Origin of the sequence: Streptomyces sp. NRRL B-1347 (assembly GCF_000720325.1) — a bacterium.
Taxonomy (GTDB): domain Bacteria; phylum Actinomycetota; class Actinomycetes; order Streptomycetales; family Streptomycetaceae; genus Streptomyces.
Genome location: NZ_JOJM01000004.1, coordinates 389,178 through 406,229 on the forward strand (window position 1 = coordinate 389,178; position 17,052 = coordinate 406,229).

General features: G+C 71.0%; 21 protein-coding genes. 12 read left to right on the forward strand and 9 right to left on the reverse strand.

Annotated features, from left to right (window positions below):
• Window positions 1–42: 42 nt before the first annotated feature.
• From IG74_RS0107240 to IG74_RS47775, 3 genes are all read left to right on the forward strand, one after another.
• On the forward strand, window positions 43–1,068 hold the full coding sequence (locus IG74_RS0107240; RefSeq protein ID WP_030671457.1) for a terpene synthase family protein: 1,026 nt from the start codon (window positions 43–45) through the stop codon (window positions 1,066–1,068).
• Window positions 1,069–1,188: 120 nt separating this feature from the next.
• Window positions 1,189–1,422, forward strand: a complete 234-nt coding sequence (acpP, locus tag IG74_RS0107245) for an acyl carrier protein (RefSeq protein WP_030671460.1) — start codon at window positions 1,189–1,191, stop codon at window positions 1,420–1,422.
• Between the two features lie 353 nt (window positions 1,423–1,775).
• The gene (locus tag IG74_RS47775) at window positions 1,776–2,336 is read left to right on the forward strand and encodes a hypothetical protein (protein WP_030671462.1); all 561 of its coding nucleotides are present in this window, start codon (window positions 1,776–1,778) and stop codon (window positions 2,334–2,336) included.
• Window positions 2,337–2,430: 94 nt separating this feature from the next.
• On the opposite strand, the gene IG74_RS0107255 is transcribed toward IG74_RS47775, so the two are convergent.
• Complete coding sequence (locus IG74_RS0107255) at window positions 2,431–3,234, reverse strand: SDR family oxidoreductase (RefSeq protein WP_051854654.1); 804 nt, start codon at window positions 3,232–3,234, stop codon at window positions 2,431–2,433.
• A 324-nt stretch (window positions 3,235–3,558) separates the two neighbouring features.
• Here IG74_RS0107255 and IG74_RS0107260 point away from each other — a divergent pair, with 324 nt between their 5' ends.
• On the forward strand, window positions 3,559–3,954 hold the full coding sequence (locus IG74_RS0107260; RefSeq protein WP_030671467.1) for a PPOX class F420-dependent oxidoreductase: 396 nt from the start codon (window positions 3,559–3,561) through the stop codon (window positions 3,952–3,954).
• 133 nt (window positions 3,955–4,087) lie between these two features.
• Here the strand turns inward: IG74_RS0107260 and IG74_RS0107265 are convergent, their stop codons facing one another.
• The 3 genes from IG74_RS0107265 to IG74_RS0107275 form a co-directional block, all read right to left on the reverse strand.
• Complete coding sequence (locus IG74_RS0107265; protein ID WP_030671469.1) at window positions 4,088–4,423, reverse strand: hypothetical protein; 336 nt, start codon at window positions 4,421–4,423, stop codon at window positions 4,088–4,090.
• Window positions 4,416–4,976, reverse strand: coding sequence for an RNA polymerase sigma factor (locus tag IG74_RS0107270; protein ID WP_037824610.1), 561 nt, complete (start codon window positions 4,974–4,976; stop codon window positions 4,416–4,418). Before IG74_RS0107270 ends, IG74_RS0107265 begins: the two co-directional genes overlap by 8 nt.
• A 218-nt stretch (window positions 4,977–5,194) precedes the next feature.
• Window positions 5,195–6,259 (reverse strand): LacI family DNA-binding transcriptional regulator, encoded by a 1,065-nt coding sequence (locus IG74_RS0107275; RefSeq protein ID WP_030671472.1) that lies wholly within the window; start codon window positions 6,257–6,259, stop codon window positions 5,195–5,197.
• 230 nt (window positions 6,260–6,489) lie between these two features.
• On the opposite strand from IG74_RS0107275, the gene IG74_RS0107280 reads away from it, so the two are divergent.
• From IG74_RS0107280 to IG74_RS0107305, 6 genes are all read left to right on the forward strand, one after another.
• Window positions 6,490–7,533, forward strand: a complete 1,044-nt coding sequence (locus IG74_RS0107280; RefSeq protein WP_078868648.1) for an ABC transporter substrate-binding protein — start codon at window positions 6,490–6,492, stop codon at window positions 7,531–7,533.
• Window positions 7,530–8,420: an ABC transporter permease gene (locus tag IG74_RS0107285; RefSeq protein WP_078868640.1), complete on the forward strand. Its 891-nt coding sequence runs from the start codon at window positions 7,530–7,532 to the stop codon at window positions 8,418–8,420. Before IG74_RS0107280 ends, IG74_RS0107285 begins: the two co-directional genes overlap by 4 nt.
• Window positions 8,417–9,211 carry an ABC transporter ATP-binding protein gene (locus IG74_RS0107290; protein ID WP_037824613.1) on the forward strand — a complete coding sequence of 265 codons (795 nt, stop codon included), beginning with the start codon at window positions 8,417–8,419 and terminating at the stop codon, window positions 9,209–9,211. Before IG74_RS0107285 ends, IG74_RS0107290 begins: the two co-directional genes overlap by 4 nt.
• A gap of 104 nt (window positions 9,212–9,315) precedes the next feature.
• Window positions 9,316–10,065, forward strand: a complete 750-nt coding sequence (locus tag IG74_RS0107295; protein WP_234334252.1) for an ABC transporter permease — start codon at window positions 9,316–9,318, stop codon at window positions 10,063–10,065.
• On the forward strand, window positions 10,062–11,111 hold the full coding sequence (locus tag IG74_RS0107300; RefSeq protein WP_051854656.1) for an amidohydrolase family protein: 1,050 nt from the start codon (window positions 10,062–10,064) through the stop codon (window positions 11,109–11,111). The genes IG74_RS0107295 and IG74_RS0107300 overlap by 4 nt, the downstream gene beginning before the upstream one ends.
• An 86-nt stretch (window positions 11,112–11,197) precedes the next feature.
• Window positions 11,198–11,689, forward strand: coding sequence for a peptidylprolyl isomerase (locus IG74_RS0107305; protein ID WP_030671484.1), 492 nt, complete (start codon window positions 11,198–11,200; stop codon window positions 11,687–11,689).
• A gap of 157 nt (window positions 11,690–11,846) precedes the next feature.
• Here the strand turns inward: IG74_RS0107305 and IG74_RS0107310 are convergent, their stop codons facing one another.
• Window positions 11,847–12,218 carry a MerR family transcriptional regulator gene (locus IG74_RS0107310; RefSeq protein WP_030671487.1) on the reverse strand — a complete coding sequence of 124 codons (372 nt, stop codon included), beginning with the start codon at window positions 12,216–12,218 and terminating at the stop codon, window positions 11,847–11,849.
• 26 nt (window positions 12,219–12,244) lie between these two features.
• Complete coding sequence (locus tag IG74_RS0107315) at window positions 12,245–13,000, reverse strand: SDR family NAD(P)-dependent oxidoreductase (protein WP_030671490.1); 756 nt, start codon at window positions 12,998–13,000, stop codon at window positions 12,245–12,247.
• Between IG74_RS0107315 and IG74_RS54160 the strand changes: the two genes are divergently transcribed.
• Window positions 12,999–13,133, forward strand: coding sequence for a hypothetical protein (locus IG74_RS54160; RefSeq protein WP_267885546.1), 135 nt, complete (start codon window positions 12,999–13,001; stop codon window positions 13,131–13,133). The two genes, IG74_RS0107315 and IG74_RS54160, sit on opposite strands and share 2 nt — an antisense overlap.
• Before the next feature lie 59 nt (window positions 13,134–13,192).
• Here the strand turns inward: IG74_RS54160 and IG74_RS0107325 are convergent, their stop codons facing one another.
• From IG74_RS0107325 to IG74_RS0107335, 3 genes are read right to left on the reverse strand one after another with little or no spacing between them, the layout of a single operon-like run.
• Entirely contained in the window at window positions 13,193–13,891 is a 699-nt protein-coding gene (locus tag IG74_RS0107325; protein ID WP_030671492.1) for a DUF1345 domain-containing protein, read from the reverse strand.
• A gap of 13 nt (window positions 13,892–13,904) precedes the next feature.
• Window positions 13,905–14,480, reverse strand: a complete 576-nt coding sequence (locus IG74_RS0107330; RefSeq protein ID WP_037824615.1) for a phosphatase PAP2 family protein — start codon at window positions 14,478–14,480, stop codon at window positions 13,905–13,907.
• Entirely contained in the window at window positions 14,473–15,795 is a 1,323-nt protein-coding gene (locus tag IG74_RS0107335) for a diacylglycerol/lipid kinase family protein (RefSeq protein WP_030671498.1), read from the reverse strand. Before IG74_RS0107335 ends, IG74_RS0107330 begins: the two co-directional genes overlap by 8 nt.
• Before the next feature lie 219 nt (window positions 15,796–16,014).
• Between IG74_RS0107335 and IG74_RS0107340 the strand changes: the two genes are divergently transcribed.
• Entirely contained in the window at window positions 16,015–17,046 is a 1,032-nt protein-coding gene (locus tag IG74_RS0107340) for a hypothetical protein (protein ID WP_234334253.1), read from the forward strand.
• The last annotated feature ends 6 nt before the right edge of the window (window positions 17,047–17,052 follow it).

Below are 17,052 nucleotides of genomic sequence, written 5' to 3' on the forward strand. Positions count from 1 at the left end.
CGGCGGCAAGAATGAACCCTGGCACAGAGTGGAGAATGCGACATGCCGGACCACTTGCCCGTATTCCGATACCCCAACTCCTGGGGAGCACCCCGCAATCCCCTCTCCCACGCACTGACCGACGTATCGCTGCAATGGGGCGAGTACGTCGGCCTGCCCGACGCGCCCGTCCACGGGCTGCACGCCATGGGGCGCGGCCTGAACATGGGCGCCTATGCCGGTTGGATCCATCCCTTGACCGACAAGGTCCAGCTACTCCAGCTCAGCAGCGATTTCGCCCTGTGGATCACCGTGCTCGACGACGCACTCGAACGCCTCGGACCGACCCTGGAAGTCAAGGAACGCATCGAACTGGCCGACGCCTGCGCCGAGTTCTTCGAAGGCCCACCCGACTCCGTGCACCCGGTCCTCACCGACTACGTCACGGGATACCGGGACTTGAAGGCCCGCGCCCGGGACATGATGCCGTCCTCCCGCCGCGGTCTGTGGCAAGACCGCTTGCACTACGAACTCAAAGCATGCAACCGGGTCTCGCTGACCGAAGAGCCCCTTGCCGCAGAAGAGTGGCGAGGGCTGGACTTCTACGCGAAGATCCGCCCCTTCACCCCTGGCGTGCTCCCCTTTATGCCGCTCCTGGAAATCGCCGACGACTGCTTCATCCCACAGGAAGCATGGGAAGTCCCCCGGCTGCGCAAACTCGAAGAGAACGCCTGCCTGGTGTTCGGCATGTTCAACGACGTGGCCTCGCTGGAGAAGGACGACACCGGAGGCCCCGCCCCCAACGTGGTCCTGATGCACCAGCACGAAACGGCGTGCACGCTGCCGGACAGCATCGAAGCCATCGCCCAGTGGCACAACACCCTGGTGAGCGAAACGGAACAGTGCGTCGCGGAACTGCTGGCCAACTACCGGGAAAAGCCCGCGGTGGAGCGCTATATCCGCAGCGTGCAACACCTGGTCGCCGGGATCGCGAACTGGCATCTACACGCCCCCCGTTACGGCTCCCTTATCCGCAGGCGCGCCGTCCTCGTACCGGCTCCGGAGCTCCCGGACACCCCGCCGCGGTGACGGGAAAGGCTGATGACTCGTGGCGAACACGGCTTCCAGCGGCTTCACCGGCGCGTGAGCAGCTGTCAGGGTAGGCGGGATCCGCCCGTTCCCATGCGTGTTGAAACAGGAGGCTATGGGGTGTCCACCATCGAGGAGCGCGTGAAGCGCATCATCGTCGAACAGTTGAACGTCAAGCCGGAGGAGGTGACGAACGACGCGTCATTCGAGGAATTGGGAGCGGACTCCCTGGACCTTGTCGAGTTGGGCACGGCTCTGGAGTTCGAGTTCTCCACGGACATACCTGACGAGGACGCCGAGAGGATCACGACTGTGCAGGTCCTCATCGACTGGATGAAAGCACACGCCCGGTAGGCCCAACCCCTACTGCGTCCGTACGGCGGCGCGGTGCCAGAGCAGGTCTCCGTCCGCCGCGCGCACGGCCCGAGTGCGGGGCGCTGCTTCCTGGCGCTGAAGCCCGCGTGCAGGCTTGGGTTGAACGGTGCGCGCGGCACCCTGGTGAGGTGCCGCGCGCGGAAGTCGCCGTGGCTGTGCGCTGAACTCCATGCTCTCACCGTCGGCCCGGCGGACGATATCCACAGAGTGTACGTAAACCGCGTAAAGATGGACGTACCAAACTTACGTCCCGCACAGACAACCACATTCGGCCATACCGCATCTGACGGTCCGGCAGGACACCCGCTGAAGAAGTGGAAGCACGAAGAACGATGGGTCGCCCGATATCGCTCGCCCGAGCCGCAGCAGGGCTCGCCGCCCTTGCCTGCCTCCTGACCGTCGCCCCGGTGGCCGCGGCAGGCGACACCTCGGACGCCCCCTGGCCGCAGTCCGCCACGGACACTCGCTCCGTCCACCGCGGCGGCCACGTCACACCCTCCGCCTCGGACGGCGAGGCCGTGGACGGGAAGACGAAGGCCTCTTCCCCGGCGTTCACCCACCCCGTCACGCTCCGGGGAGACAAAGCCGTCCTGGAGGCAACGGCGACCATCCGCTGTGACATCGAACCCGGGGTCTACCCCGTGTACTTGCACAGCCCGATGCTGGAACCGGGTGAGGTCTGGGGGCGCGTGAGGGTCGAGCCCGACGGGGCCGCCATCCCCAAGGCCTGCCGTGACCGGCAGCAGGCTGCCGCCGCATCGCCTTCGGGGAACGACGGGGGGAGCGAGCAGGTCCTGGTCATCGGTGGCGGGGCTGCCGGTCTGGCGGCTGCGGGGGCGGGAGGCTTCCTCCTTGCCAAACGGCGTCGGCTGCGTCGTGTTGAGGCAGCCTGAGCTGACGGAGTGGCTACCGGGCCCGTGACGCGGGGATGCGTTCAGGACCGGGGTGCGCTGTGCGGGCGGCGCGGCATGGGACCTTTGTCTGCCCCTACGCAAGGCCACCGTTGCTCATCAGCAACTGGCCGTTGATCCACTGGCCTTCCCTGGAGCACAGGAAGTCCACGAGGTGTGCGGTGTCCTGCGGAGTGCCCAACCGGCCGAGCGGGGTGCTGCGGACGCAGTGCTCCCGGACGTCCTCGGGCATCCAACCGGTGTCGACCGGCCCGGGATTGATCGCGTTGGCGGTCGCACCGAGGTGGGCGAGTTCGTGGGCGGCGGCCAGGGTGATGCGATCCATCGCTCCCTTGCTGGCCCCGTAGGGCAAGTTGCCCACGGTGTGATCACTGGTGAGGCTGACGATCCGGCCGGTTCCGTGTTCTGCGGCGAACCGGCGTCCGAACTCGCGAATGAGCAGCCAAGTGGCGCGCGCATTGACGGCGAAGTGCCGGTCGAAACTCTCGACGGTGGTGTCAAGCAGCCCGGAGTCGACAGACTCGCAGTGACTCATCACCAGCGCGGTGACACTGCCCAGCCGCTGTTCGACCTCGTCGAAGACGCGTACCGGGGTGTCCGGGTCGGCGAGATCCGCCTCGATCGCAGTGGTGGCCGCGCCGTGTTCGGCGAGGGACTGGCTGATCACTTCGGTCGCGCCGGTCTCCCTGCCCCAGCTCATACGGTCGTCGTAGGGGGTCCAGTAGGTGAAGGCGATGTCCCAGCCGGATGCGGCCAGCCGACGGGCGATGCCCGCGCCGATACCGACGGTGCGGCCGACCCCGGTGATCAGGGCGAGCGGGCGGTCGGCCGAAGAGCCTTGTCCGTGGGCCAGCTGGTTCTGATCGATGTTCGTCGTCACGGTCCGGAATCGTTCACGAATGGCACTGCGGCGTCAATCGCTTTCTTGCGACGTCGCGGTGCAAGGGAGGGGTAGGGAGCACACGCGCCTCGCCCTGAGGAGCAGTAATCACGGTCCGTACGTGACCACAGGACTCGGTACGTGACCACAGGAGGTGAACCAGAGTCGGTGGGGACCGGCACAGGGCACCGGCCGAGGCGGCCTACTAGGCCGTCGATCAGCGCACGCATCGAATCCCAGGCCTGTGGCGGGAAGAATTCGATCTTCATGCCTGTTCTGCACCAGCAGTGAACGACTCGGAGCGTTGAACAGAAGGGTGGGGCTGTGTCGGCAACGTTTGACGAGGGGACGCGCGAACTGCTGGACGGGAGGAACTTCGCCACGGTCGCGACGCTCAACCGGGACGGTGGGCCGCAGACCTCGGTGGTCTGGATCGCGAGGGACGGTGACACGGTGCTCTTCTCCACCACGGCGGGGCGCCAGAAGGCCAGGAACCTCGCCCGGGACCCGCGGATCAGCCTTACCGTCTTCGACACCGAGAACCCGTACCAGTCGGTCGACATCCGGGGCACCGCCGAGCTGATCGAGGACCGGGAGAAGACGCTGCCTCACACGCTCTCGCACAAGTACCTCGGCGAGAACCCGCCGCCCGAGTCGGAGGAAGTACTCCGGCTCATCGTGCGGGTGACGCCGAACAAGGTCACTGGCTTCTCCGTCTGACGGACCGCCCCCCCGCGATCGATCCGGGCTGCAGGTGGGCACATGGCGAAGGCCGCGCGAGGCGAGCAGGGCCAGCAGCTTCCGGGACAGCGCCCAGTAGGTTGTGTTGCGTCAAGGGCAGTCGCTCTGTCGCCTATCGGCTCAACGCGTTGTGCTCGTACGGTTGCGGTGCCCGGGGCTGGCTGGTGGCGCCTTTGGGAGGCGAGGTGTGCCGGGCGGTGGACAGCTCGCAGTGGCCGTCCACGCACGAGCGCTGCAGGCGGCCGTTCGAGATGGTGTGGAGCAGCCCGATCGTCCAGCACAGGGGACACCCGCGCAGGGCGAGCAGCCCCAGGGGTGCCAGCAAGAGGCTGGCCAGTCCGATGGCCGGGATGAGCAGGACCGCACCGGCAAGGGCGCCGAATCCCAGCGTGCCGCGTGCCAAGTGCCGGGGCAGCGACGTGCTGGCGAAGCTGTGTCGGTCAGTCATGGCCGGCTCCCTGAAGAGGATCGGTTGTTGCCTGCAACGCCTGGCGGACCGCCGCGCGGGCGCGATGCAGCCTGGATTTCATCGCGGCGGTGCTGAGGCCGAGCGTGTCGGCGACCATCCGGCCGCTGTAGCCCTGGATGTCCCGCAGGATCAGCACACGTCGTTGGTCGGCGGGCAGGCCGGCGATGGCCGTGGCCACCCGGCTCGCTTCCAGGCGTTGCAGCACCTCGTCCTCGAATGACGGCACCACGGTGTCCGGGACCGGGCCGTGGCTGCGCAGTGTCAGTCGTGCCCGCCGCAGGCACTCGTTGCGGACGATGCGGAACATCCACGACGCCAGCGCACCCGAGGCCCGCAGCATTCCGATCTTGCGGTACAGGATGATCAGTGCTTCCTGCGCGGCGTCCTCGGCGTCCTGCGGAGTAGCGCACAACGAATACGCGAACCGCTGTACGTGCGGGTGCGAGCCGGACACCAGAGCGGCTGTGGCTTCGACGTCGCCCTGCTGCGCCGCGGCGATCAACTGATCGCCGGGCCATGTGTAGTCAGCCACGCGAGCGCCCCCGCTGACGCCGCACGATGAAACTGCACGCGCAGATGAGCACAGCCGCGACGATGACGGCACCAATGATCACGACAAACCTCCGGTTCCTGTGCCGACGCTGCTGTCCGCACATGCTAGAGAGGCACCAGCACCACCAAAGGATTCGCCCAGGCACGGTTGGGCGGCGCGCGGGCGGCTTCGCCGCGCACGCGTCGGTACGGCACGGGTCAGGCGTCGGCCCGTCGGGCGGTGGTCTCCCGGGCGACGACGCGATGGCTCAGCACGGTCGTCGTCGCGCCGTCCGTGGTGCTCGTGCCCGCAGCGCGTGCCGCGCCAGCGCGTCCCGCACCGGCGCGCGCGGCGGTGTCGATGATGTGCCGGGCGGCCAGGGAACCCATCTCGTACAGCGGCAGGCTCACCGTGGTCAGGCCGACGAACTCCGCGACGCGCAGATCGTCCATGCCCGCCACGGAGACCTCCCGCGGTACGTCGATGCCTGCCTGGCGCAGCGCGCTCATCACGCCGACGGCCACCTCGTCGTTGGCCGCGAGGACGGCGTCGGGGAGCGGACGGCGGGCGATGAGCCGCAGGGCGGCGGCGTGCCCGGCCTTGTGGTCGAAGCCGCCGGGGTGGCAGTGCGCGCCCTCGGTGAGGCCCGCCTCGGCCATGCGGGACAGGAAGCCCTCCCGGCGGTGCTCGCTGACCGTCATGCCGGGCGGCCCCTCGATGAACGCGATGCGCCGGTGCCCGAGCGAGACGAGGTGGTCGGTGATGTCGTACGCCACCGCGTGGTTGTCGACGACGACGGACGGACAGCCCAGGTCGCGCACGGCCAGGGAGATTGCCTGGAGGCCCTCCTCCTGGGCGCGGCGCACGGCCTCGACCAGGTTCGGCGCCTGCGGGTCGTCGACGTGGCCGCTACCGGCGAAGACGACGCCCGCGGCGCGGTAGTCCCGCATGGCCCGCAGCCGGCTGATCTCCGTGGTGGTGCGCCGGTCGACGTTGGACAGCATCGTCACGTACCCGGCACGGGTCGCCACGTCGTCCACGCCGCGGGCGATGACGGAGAAGTACGGGTTGTCGATGTCACTCACCAGGACGCCCACGAGGCGGCTGTGCGGCGAGACCATGGCGCGGGCGAGGGCGCTGGGCGAGTACTCCAGGCGCTCGGCGGCCGCCATGACCTTGGCGCGGGTCTTGGCCGAGATGGGATGGTCGGCCCCGCTGAGCACGCGCGACGCCGTGGAGACGGCCACGCCCGCCGCTCGGGCGACTTCCACCAGTGAGCTCACACACCACCGTCCAGGGTTCGCGGAGGCATTCGGGAAACGTTTGCCTTCCAAGGGTCCCAACATGACACAAACCGTGGAGTGTTGGCAACGCAGGGGCTCAACTCCAGCTGGGCGTCTGCGTGTTGGCCCTTGACGAATCAGAGGGCAGGGTGTCTAGCATCCCGAGGCAAGGCATACGTTTGCCTAACCGGTGACCTCGGGAAACCGAGGCGGCGCAAAGGGGGATGGTCATGCGCACCTGGACCCGGACCACGGCCTGGGGAGCTTGGGCGGCTTGGACGCGTACGAAACGATTCACCGCCACCGCGGTCTTATGCGCCGCGACCGCGGCGGCGACCGCCTGCGGCAACGGCGCGGGCACCGAGACCCGCGCGGACGGGACGCTGTCGTTCACCGTGGCGGTCGTCGAGCCGGACATCACGACCGTGCCGTTCCTGGCGGCCGTGGACGCCGTCCGGCGCCAGGGGCACGAGGTCGACGTCGTCGAGCTCGCCGCACCCGAACTGGCCATCGAGGGACTGGCCCTCGGTGACTACGCGATCTCGGCCGAGGCGACGGGACCGGCCCTGAGCGCCATCGAGCAGGACGCCCCCATCAAGATCATCGCTGATGTCGTCGGCAACCAGTGGGCGCTCTACGGCAGGCCCGGCATCACGTCCTGCGACGATCTCGACGAGCGCCCCTTCGGAATCTTCAGCGCGGGCGCGGTCGCGACCGCCATGGCCAAGGACTGGGTGCGCACGCACTGCGGAGCGGACCGGCGCCCGCGCTATCTGACGCTCGGCGGCTCGGACGTCCGCGCGCAGGCCCTCGCCTCGGGGGAGATCGACGCGACGCCGCTCGAGGTCGCCGACGCCGTCGCACTGGGGTCGTCCGCGCGACAGGGCGCCGCCGGCCTCACCAAGCTCGCCGACTTCGCCCGGACCCTGCCGGACCTGCACCCGCAGACCGTCTACGCCAACGCGGACTTCCTCGCCGACCACCGCGAGGTGTCCCAGGCGTTCGTCACGGCCCTGGTGCGCGAGCACGCCCGGATCAACGCCCGGCCCGGGTACCTGGCACGTCTGGTGCACCGCTACCTTCCCCAGGAGGACGAGGCCGACGTGGCCCGCGTCGCCGAGCGCTACCGCGCGGCGCGGCTCTTCGACGCGGCCGCCCTCACCCCGCAGAACGTGCAGGGAACCATCGACTTCTTCGCCCGCGCCGGTGTGATCGGGCGGGGCGTGTCCGCACGCGACGCGGCCGACCTCAGCTTCCTCAGGGCCGCGTCATGACAGTCGCGACCACGCCCCCGAAGCCGGCACCCCGCACGCGGCGCGGACGCGTCAGCACCCAGGCGGGCCCCCGCACCGCGCGGCGGCCGGGACCGCTGCGGCGGTGCCTCGACCGGAAGCTGTCCTACCAACTCCTGACGTTCGCGCTGTTCGCCACGGCCTGGGAGTTCTACGCCCGCGCCCGGGGCGGCCTGCTGCTCCCCGGCTTCACCGAGACGCTCCGGGCCACCGTCGAGCTGCTCGGCGACGCGGAGCTGTGGCGCGCCCTGTACGTGAGCAACCAGGCCCTGGTGCTCGGCTTCGGCATCGCCGTCGTCGTCGGCGTCCCGGTCGGGACCGCGCTCGGCCGGTTCCGGCTCCTGGAGCGGTACGCGGACGTCTACCTGAACATCCTGCTCGTGACCCCGGTGGCCGCGGTCATTCCGCTCCTGGTGATGTCGGTCGGCGTCGGCCTTGCCTCGCGGGTCGCGCTCGTCGCGGCCTTCTCCGTCGTCATGGTGATCGTGAACAGCCGTGCGGGGATACGGCAGGTGGACCCGGCGCTGATCGAGATGGCCCGCTCGTTCGGCGCCGGTGAGCGCTGGATCTGGCGGTGGGTCCTGCTGCCCGGCGCCCTGCCCGCGATCATGACGGGCGTACGTCTGGGCCTGGGGCGCGCCGTCACCGGCATGGTCCTCGTCGAACTGCTCATGGTGTCCGACGGGTTGGGCGGGCTGATCCTCACCTACCGCGGCCTGCTGAAGGCGCCACCCCTCTACGGCACCATCGCGATCGTCCTCGCCGAGGCGCTGCTCCTGGTGTCCGCCGCGCACTGGGCCGAACGCAGGCTGACCCGCTGGGCCCGCACCCCGCAGACCTCTTCGTACCCCGCAAGGAGCACTCGATGATCACCATCGACGGATTGAGCAAGAGCTTCACCGCGCGGGACGGCACCTGTGTTCGGGCGCTGAGCGACGTGGGCCTCGACGTGGCCGAGAACGAGTTCCTGACCGTCCTCGGCCCCAGCGGCTGCGGCAAGACCACCCTGCTCAGGGCCATCGCCGGGCTCGTGCCCTGGGACGAGGGCGACATCCTCGTCGACGGCGTGCCGGTGCGCGGACCAGGACCCGACCGGAGCATGGTCTTCCAGAACTTCGCGCTGCTGCCGTGGGCGACCGTCCTGGACAACGTCTCCTTCGGCCTGCGCATGCGCGGCGTCGGCCGGGCCGAGCGCACCGAACGCGCCCGCGCGCTGCTCGCCACGGTGGGCCTCGCGGACTGCGCGGCCAAACTGCCCGGCGAGTTGTCCGGCGGCATGCAGCAGCGCGTCGGGATCGCCCGCGCCCTCGCCGTACGCCCCCGAGTGCTCCTCATGGACGAGCCCTTCGGGGCAGTGGACGAACAGACGCGGCGGCTCCTGCAAGAGGAGTTGCTGTCGCTGTGGGAGGAGCAGCGGCTGACCGTCGTGTTCATCACCCACAGCATGGAGGAGGCCGTCCTCCTCGGTGACCGCGTCGCCCTGATGAGCGCCCGCCCGGGACGGATCGCCGAGATCGTGCCGGTGACCCTGCCCCGGCCGCGTGCGCGCGACATCGGGGGCGTGGCGCGGTCCGGTGAGTACGCCGAGCTGACCGCGTACCTCTGGGAGCGGCTGCGCGCGATGCACGCCGAGCACCGGCCGGAGAGGGCGGCCTCATGAACGCCCGGTCCTTCTTGCGGCGGATGCCAGCGGCCTTATGGCGGATGCCAGCGGCCCGCCGGATGCCCGCAGCCTTACGACGGATGCCAGCGGCCTTAAGGCGCGTGCCCGCGGCGCCCGTCAGCCTCGCGGTCGGCGCCGCGGCCTGGGAGGCGGTCGGGCGCACGGCGGACGTGTCGTCGCTGCCGCCGCTGAGCCGGGTGCTCGACCGGCTCGTCGAACTGTCCCGCGAGGGCCTGATCCTCAGCAGCCTGGCCGACAGCCTGCTCAACCTCGCTCTGGGCCTGGCCGTCTCTCTCGCCGCCGGGCTCGTCGTCGGCACGGCCATGGGCCGCTCGCGCCGCGTCGAGGCCGCGCTCGGCTGCTACGTCCACGCACTCCTGACCGCCCCGTCCCTGGTCTTCGCGCCGGTGTTCTTCTCGCTGCTCGGAGCGGGGCGCGCCGCGATCGTGGCGGTGGTGGTGATGTACGCCGTCTTCATCGTCATCGTCACCACGGAATCAGCCGTACGGTCCGTGCCCCCGCACCTGGTGGAGATGGCGCGGTCGTACGGCGCGAGCGAAGGCCAGGTGCTGCTGCGCGTGGCGCTGCCCGCCGCCGCGCCCATGATCATGGCCGGGGTGCGGCTCGGCGTCGGCCGCGCCGTCACCGGCATGATCAACGGCGAGATGTTCATCGCCGTGGTCGGCCTGGGCCACCTCGTCACCGAGGCGGGCGGCCGCTTCGACAGCGCGAGCGTGCTGGCCGTGCTCCTGATCGTCGTCGCCGTCGCCCTGGGAGCCCTGGCCCTCGTCCAGGCCGTCGACCGCAAGATCACCCACTGGGTTCCGCAGACCGCGAGGAGCGAGCGATGAAACTCGACGCCTACAGCCACATCCTGCCCCGCCGCTACTTCGCGCGCATGCGCGAGCTGGCCGTCGACACCGCCGCCCTCAAACGCTGGCTGGAGCTGGACGCGCTGCACGACCTCGACGCGCGCCTGCGGATGATGGACGAGTTCGGCGACGGCTACCAGCAGGTCCTCACGCTGTCCTCACCGCCGATCGAGCGGCTCGCCGCGCCGCACGAGTCCCCGGCGCTCGCGCGCCTCGCCAACGAGTCGCTGCACGAGCTGTGCGAGCGGCATCCCGACCGCTTCCCGGCCTTCATCGCCTCCCTGCCGCTCAACAACCCGGACGCGGCACTCGCCGAACTCGCCTACGCACTCGACGACCTCGGCGCCCGGGGCGTACAGCTCTTCACCAACGTCAACGGCAAGCCGCTGGACGCCCCCGAGTTCCGGGGCGTCTTCGCCGAGATGGCCCGGCGCGACCTGCCCATCTGGCTGCACCCCGCCCGCGGCGCCGCCTTCGCCGACTACGCCACCGAGGACACCTCCCAGTACGAGATCTGGTGGGCGCTCGGCTGGCCGTACGAGACGAGTGCCGCCATGGCCCGGCTCGTCTTCTCCGGCCTGCTCGAACAACACCCGAGCATCAAGATCATCACCCACCACCTGGGCGCCATGATCCCCTTCCTCGAAGGCCGGATCGGACTCGGCTGGAGCGACCAGCTCGGCAGCCGCACCGCAGGCGGGAACCTCGCGCACCTGCGCGAAACGGTGCTGCGGCACCGGCCGCTGGAGTACTTCCGCCGCTTCTACGCCGACACCGCACTGTCGGGCTCCGCCAGCGGCATCCGGTGCGGCCTGGACTTCTTCGGCGCCGACCACGTCCTGTTCGGCACGGACTGCCCCTTCGACCCGGAAGGCGGCCCCGGGTTCATCCGCGAGACGATCCGCGCCCTGGACGCGCTCGACCTCACGGACACCGACCGGGCGCGGATCTACCACGGCAACGTCCTGCGCCTGATGCGGCTGCCGGATCCCCGCTCAGCGCTGGCGCCGCCATCGGGCGGGTGAGCTGAACCCGGTATTCCACTCCACCCCTGCCGGGGTCCGGAGGGGGTGTTCCGGACATCGGAGCTGTTCATGTCAGGATGTGGCCCATGCAGAACGTTTACTTCGACATCACCATCGACGGCAAGGACGCCGGGCGGATCGTCTTCCGGCTCTTCGACGACGTCGTGCCGGAGACCGCGCGCAACTTCCGCGAGCTCGCCACCGGCCAGAACGGCTACGGCTACGCCGGTTCGGCCTTCCACCGCGTCATCCCGCAGTTCATGCTCCAGGGCGGCGACTTCACGCACGGCAACGGCACCGGCGGCAAGAGCATCTTCGGCGCGACGTTCGCCGACGAGAACTTCTCCCTCAAGCACGACCGGCCGTTCCTGCTGTCGATGGCCAACCGTGGCCCGAACACCAACGGCTCCCAGTTCTTCGTGACGACCGTCGTCACCCCCTGGCTCGACGGCAAGCACGTCGTCTTCGGCGAGGTCGCCGAGGGTGAGGACCTCGTCAAGAAGATCGAGGCCCTCGGCTCCGGCAGCGGTGCCCTGAGCTCCGACGTCGTGATCAAGGAGAGCGGCACCGTCGCCTGAAGCCTCCGGGGCCGCCTGTCCGCAGGCGGTCCGTAGCTTCTCAGCACAAGCCTGACCAGCGGCCGCGTCTCGGCCGAAGCGAGGCCCCTGGCTCCGGTTCAGTCGAACCGGAGCCAGGGGCCTCGTGAGGTAGCGGGCTGGGCGGTGCTGCCAGCGGTCAGGCGACCGGGCGGATCCGGTCACCGGTGGCCTGGCGCAGTGCGGCCTCCAGCCGGTCGCGGGCCTCGGTCTGGGCGGTGATCCGTTCGTTGAGGACCGCCAGCCGTTCCAGCGCGACCTGCAGGCCCTTGTGGGAGGGCGGTGCGGCAGCCACATCGCCGTCCAGGCACGGCAGGAACACGCGTACGTCGTCCAGGACGAGTCCGGCGGCCAGCAGGTAGCGGATGTTGCGGACCCGCACGATCGCCCGCTCGTCGTAGACGCGGTAGCCGTTGAAGGCCCGCTCGGAGGAGATCAGCCCTGCCTGCTCGTAGTGCCGCAGTGCACGGGCGGTCGCCCCCGTGGCCTCGGCCAGCTCACCGATCCGCACCCGTTCCACCTCCCTGACCAGTCCTATCACGCCACGACCGCTCCGCCGTCGACCGGGAGCACCACCCCGGTGACGAACGAGGCGGCCGGCGCGGCAAGCTGGGTGATCGCCCACGCCACCTCCTCCGGCCGGCCGATCCGGCCCAGTGGTGTGTGTGCCAGCTGCCACTCGCGCACCGCGGCCATCCGCTCCGGCGTCAGACCCTGATGCTCGCCGATGGGGGTGTCGATCGCGCCAGGGGCGACGGCCACGGCCCGGATTCCGCGGGGCGCCAGCTCGACCGCCCAGCTACGGGTCAGCAGCTCCAGAGCGGTCTTGGTCGCCGCGTAGACCGAGCTGCCCGGCCAGGCCCGCTGTCCCACCGATGTGCTGACGTTGACGATCACTCCTCGGGACTCTTCGAGGAGCGGCAGCGCGGCCTGGGTCAGCAGGATGGGGGCAACGAGGTTGGTGGCGAGTTGCGTCGTGATCGTCTCCGGCGCCAGTGCGCCGAGGGCGCCGCTGCGTACGATCCCGGCGTTGTTCACGAGCACGTCGAGTCGGCCGTGCCGCTCCAGCACGGTCCGGAGGATCCGGTCGGGCTCGCCCTCGGCGGTGATGTCGGCGGTCAGCGGGGTGATCCGGTCATGCCCTGCGGCGGTCTCCGCCAGCGGTTCCAGGCGGCGCCCGATGGCGACGACGAGGGCCCCCTCGGCGGCGAAGGCGCGGGCGGTGGCCCGGCCGATCCCGGTACCGGCCCCGGTGACTACGACGATCCTGCTGTGCGGTGCGGCGGTGTTCATGCCGTCATCGTTCAACCTTGCCGCTAGCGTCAAGGTCAACACCGGCGACCGGGACACCCTCCCCGCCGACTGGGAAGGCGTACGCGTCGACCTGTGGAAGTTCACCGCCGGAGCGGTCAAGGTCGTCGAGTGACTCGTACTGCGCTGCAGCGGCGGCCCGGACGCCAACGAGAAGTACGGGCCCACCCCGCGTCACATGCTGTTCAGCGCCGACACCAGGCTCGCCACCGTGACCGTGTTGAAGACGAAGGCGATGACGGAGTTGACGGCCACGGTGCGGCGGGTCTCCCGGGAGGTCACCATGACGTCGGTCACGCCGAACGTCGTCATGAGGGAGAGAGCGAAGTAGACGTAGTCGACCCACAGCGCGGGGCGGCTGCCGGGGAAGTCGAGGGCCTGCTCGTCCTCCGCGAGATCGTCGGCCTGGAAGGCGACCGCAAAGGACACCGCCACGCAGATCCAGGCGACGACCACCAGGGCGAGTGCCACCGCCGCGCGAGGGGCGGGGCCCAACGAGGTGCCGATGTGCCCCGGGCGCCACAGCACCGACACCACGAGCGCGGCGGCGGCGATGAAGATCGAGACTCCCGGCCCGGGGGCCGTGCCGGACACGTACCGCTGGAACCCCGTGCCCCGTGCCGACCGCCGGGCCCAGGCGCGGGCGTCCCGAGGGGAGGCGGTGGAGAAGACGACCGACGTGATCAGCAGGTAGGGGAGGAGGTACATGAGCAGGATGAGGACGCACACGTCCGCCCCCGAGAGCAGTTCCCAGCTGCCGTCCAGGCCGAGGAGGAGCGCCGCGGTGAGGGCCGCGGCGACGGCGCTGACGTTGGAGCGGCGGCGTTCGGAGAGCCACCGGTTCTGCCCGTCATCGGAACGCGGCTGACGCACGGACGCGCTCCTCTCAGCCGGTGGCGCGGTCCAGCGGCACGTGCACGACCGCCAGGGACGCCGCCGCGGCGGCGAAACCGAGGACCGCGCCGGCCGCGACGTCGCCGGGGTAGTGCACGCCCGTGTGGACGCGGGAGTAGCCGACGGCGACCGCGAGCGCCCCGAGCGGCACCGCCGCCGCGGGGAGTACGACGCCGACGGCGGTGGCGAAGGCCGCCGCGGACGCTGTGTGGCCGGAGGGGAAGGACGCCGACTGGGGCATGGGGACGTGCCGGTCCACGACGACGCGGGCCTGTTCCCGGTCGGGCCGCCTCCGGCGGACCATGCGCTTGCCGAACAGGTTCGCCGCCACCGAGGCCAGCGCCACCGCTCCGGTCCCGGCCAGCGCCGCGCGCCGAGGGCGTCCGGGCACCAGGGCAAGGCCCACCGCGACGGTGAGCGAGATCTTCGAGTGATCGGCCGCGTGCGAAAGGCGCCGCAGCGCCCGGTCGAGGGTGGGCGTGGGAGTGGCGGCCACGGCCGCGTACAGCGCTCCGTCGATCGCGCGCAGGTCCTTGAGCGCGGCTGCCGCGGTGTTCCGGTCAGCCATGGCTCTCCCGTCCGCCGAAGGCGAGGTCGATGAGCCGCCGCCAGTTCATGGGCGGCGCGGGCGTCACGACGTCCGGGCGGTCGCGCGGCACCAGGACCCGCAGCGCGCCGGGGCGCAGCGTGCACACGACCGGCGTGGGCATCCGCAGCGCCTCGCCGTCCACCGCCACGGGGATCTCGTCCGCGTCGGAGGTCACCTCGACCCGCCGTGCGGTCATGGCGGTCAGGCCCGTGGACTGCGACCCGCGCACGGCCAGGTCCGCGGCCTGGGCCGCGCCCTCCACGCGGAGGGCGAGGACACCCAGTTCGCCGCCGTCGAGGCGTGGCCGACGGCCACTGGCACCGGGGTCGTCGGGCGAGCCGTACGGGTTGTTGCTGACGAGCAGCGCCTGCTGGGACGAGAGCGCGGTGGTGTCGGCCCGCGCGTCGAGCCGCCGCACGCCTTCGCCGACCAGCAGGTCCGGCATGAGGCTCAGGGCCGTGCCCGCCTTGTCGTCGCGGTACTCCGGCCGTTGTACGACGTCCGCGTACACGCCGAAGGAGACCGTGTTGACGAAGGCGCGGCCCGCGACGTCACCGAGGTCGACCCGGAGTTCCTCGCCGTCGGTCAGGGCGTCGAGGCACCGGGCCGGGTCGGCCCTGTCGAGGCCGAGGTCCATGGCGAAGTGGTTGCGGGTACCGGCACAGACCACGAGGAACGGCAGGTCGTGCTCGGCGGCGACCGCCGCGACCAGCGCCTGGGTGCCGTCGCCGCCCGCGACGCCGAGCAGGTCCGCGCCGTCGGCCACCGCCCGGCGGGCCAGTTCGCCGACGTCGGCCGGGGCGGACGGGTCGAGCAAATGCACGCGCGCGCCGAGCTCCTCCGCCCGCTCCACGAGGCCGAAGCGGCCGACCTTTCCGCCTCCGGACTTGGGGTTCATGATGAGCACCGGCCGCCGTGGCCGGGCCGCGGCGATGGCCCGTCGCGGCCGCGCCGCGACCGCCTCGCGCAGCGCCGCCCGGGCGCAGACGAGCGTCACGCCCCAGCACAGGATCAGGACGAGCGCCGCCAGCCACAGACCGTCGTACGCGAAGTACACGAGGACCGCGACGGGTGCGGCGACCGCGACGAGCGCCCCGAACAGACGCATCGCGCCGCGGTGCGCGAGGAACCACCACAGTCCGGCGGCACAGACGACGAGGCCGAGCAGCCCGGCCCCGAGGATCAGCAGACCGCCCTCCCGCAAGGCGAGCACCAGCACCAGCAAGGTGCCGAGCGCGGCGGCCACGGCCAGGCGCGCGAGGAGCCGCGCGACGCCCTTCCCGGAGCCCGTCACCCGCGCCCTGCCCGTGGCCGCCCTCGCATGCCGTGCTCCGCTCTCCGCGTCTCCGTGTCTCCGCCGGTCCGGGGCACCATCCTGCGTACTCGACGGGCGGGGAGCACCCCGGCCGGGCCGTGCGGGTGAGCCGGTGTCGCGGTCACCCCAGATGGATGAGCGCGGCCCGGGTGTGTGAGGGTGAGTCCGTTGAACTGGCTGTTTGGGTACGGGGGAGCGATGAGCCAGGTGCTCTATGGCGAGCGATCGTGGAATCCGCTGGCGCGGACGGTGGAGCTGTCCGAGACCGGGCTGCGGCGAGGCGTCAGGACCACCCCGCTGAGCGAGCTGAACCTCGGCGCGATGGCCGAGGCGTTCCTACGGGGGCAGTGGCTCGGCGGCGGCGGGGCGGAGCGCCCGCTGGCAGGGCTGGCGGAGGGGCCCGGCGTCGTCCCGGTGACCCGTGTGACCGGCACGGCCACGCCGCTGAAGGTACGACAGGCATTTCAGTTCGCCTGCAAGCTGGGCGAGTTGGCCGTGGGTCAGTGCGGCGGCCCCGACCAGGTGGCCGCCCTGGCGGCGCAGGCACGCTCCGAAGGCGTACCGCTGTGGATGGCGCGGCGGTCCGCGCCGGGTCCCCTCGGGCCGATCACCGTCGCCGTGGACCGGCGCCTGGTGCGCGTGGACGTGTGGGGCCCCCAGGCTCCCGTCGTACGGATCCGGGCCCCGCGCGGCTTCTTCCGCGACGTGCCCGAACCGGCTCAGGGCCTGCGCCTGACGGTCGGCGACGTCACCGCGGAGCTCGTGCTGAAGAAGAAGCTGCGCAAGTCCAAGAGCTGGGTGGAGGCGCGGCTGCCCGGCCAGGCGTGGACCCTGCGGCGGGAGAACGCGACGAGTTCGTGGCTGCTGCGCGACGAGCGTCGGGTCGCCCTCCTGGCGCGGCCCCCGCGCCGACCGGTTCTGGAACCGGGCACGGTGCTGCTGCCGCTGGCTCCTGTGCGGTACGAGAGCGCCGACCCGCTGGATGCCGTCATGGCACACGTCTTCGCCACGGCCTTCGGACTCGGCGACACGACCGGCCTGGCCCGTTTCCGGTCGGAGCGGCGCCCGTCGGACGGAGGCGAGCCGATCGCTCTCGACGAGGGCTGGGACCGCCCTTGGTTCAGCAACCTTGGCCAGGTGACCTTCCCCTCGTACTGTGGAGTCGTGACCATAGGGGTAGTTGAGGGTCATGGCGGAGAAGCGACGGAAGTACGATGCCGAGTTCCGTGAGGGTGC

What these genes read in the sequence shown, in the direction of transcription:
- IG74_RS0107340 (WP_234334253.1), top strand. Translation starts at nt 16,015, where the DNA reads ATGAGCCAGGTGCTCTATGGCGAGCGATCGTGGAATCCGCTGGCGCGG.
- IG74_RS0107280 (WP_078868648.1), top strand. Translation starts at nt 6,490, where the DNA reads ATGCGCACCTGGACCCGGACCACGGCCTGGGGAGCTTGGGCGGCTTGG.
- IG74_RS0107300 (WP_051854656.1), top strand. Translation starts at nt 10,062, where the DNA reads ATGAAACTCGACGCCTACAGCCACATCCTGCCCCGCCGCTACTTCGCG.
- IG74_RS0107290 (WP_037824613.1), top strand. Translation starts at nt 8,417, where the DNA reads ATGATCACCATCGACGGATTGAGCAAGAGCTTCACCGCGCGGGACGGC.
- IG74_RS0107285 (WP_078868640.1), top strand. Translation starts at nt 7,530, where the DNA reads ATGACAGTCGCGACCACGCCCCCGAAGCCGGCACCCCGCACGCGGCGC.
- IG74_RS47775 (WP_030671462.1), top strand. Translation starts at nt 1,776, where the DNA reads ATGGGTCGCCCGATATCGCTCGCCCGAGCCGCAGCAGGGCTCGCCGCC.
- IG74_RS54160 (WP_267885546.1), top strand. Translation starts at nt 12,999, where the DNA reads ATGCCGTCATCGTTCAACCTTGCCGCTAGCGTCAAGGTCAACACCGGC.
- IG74_RS0107315 (WP_030671490.1), bottom strand. Translation starts at nt 13,000, where the DNA reads ATGAACACCGCCGCACCGCACAGCAGGATCGTCGTAGTCACCGGGGCC.
- IG74_RS0107305 (WP_030671484.1), top strand. Translation starts at nt 11,198, where the DNA reads ATGCAGAACGTTTACTTCGACATCACCATCGACGGCAAGGACGCCGGG.
- IG74_RS0107330 (WP_037824615.1), bottom strand. Translation starts at nt 14,480, where the DNA reads ATGGCTGACCGGAACACCGCGGCAGCCGCGCTCAAGGACCTGCGCGCG.
- IG74_RS0107265 (WP_030671469.1), bottom strand. Translation starts at nt 4,423, where the DNA reads ATGACTGACCGACACAGCTTCGCCAGCACGTCGCTGCCCCGGCACTTG.
- IG74_RS0107240 (WP_030671457.1), top strand. Translation starts at nt 43, where the DNA reads ATGCCGGACCACTTGCCCGTATTCCGATACCCCAACTCCTGGGGAGCA.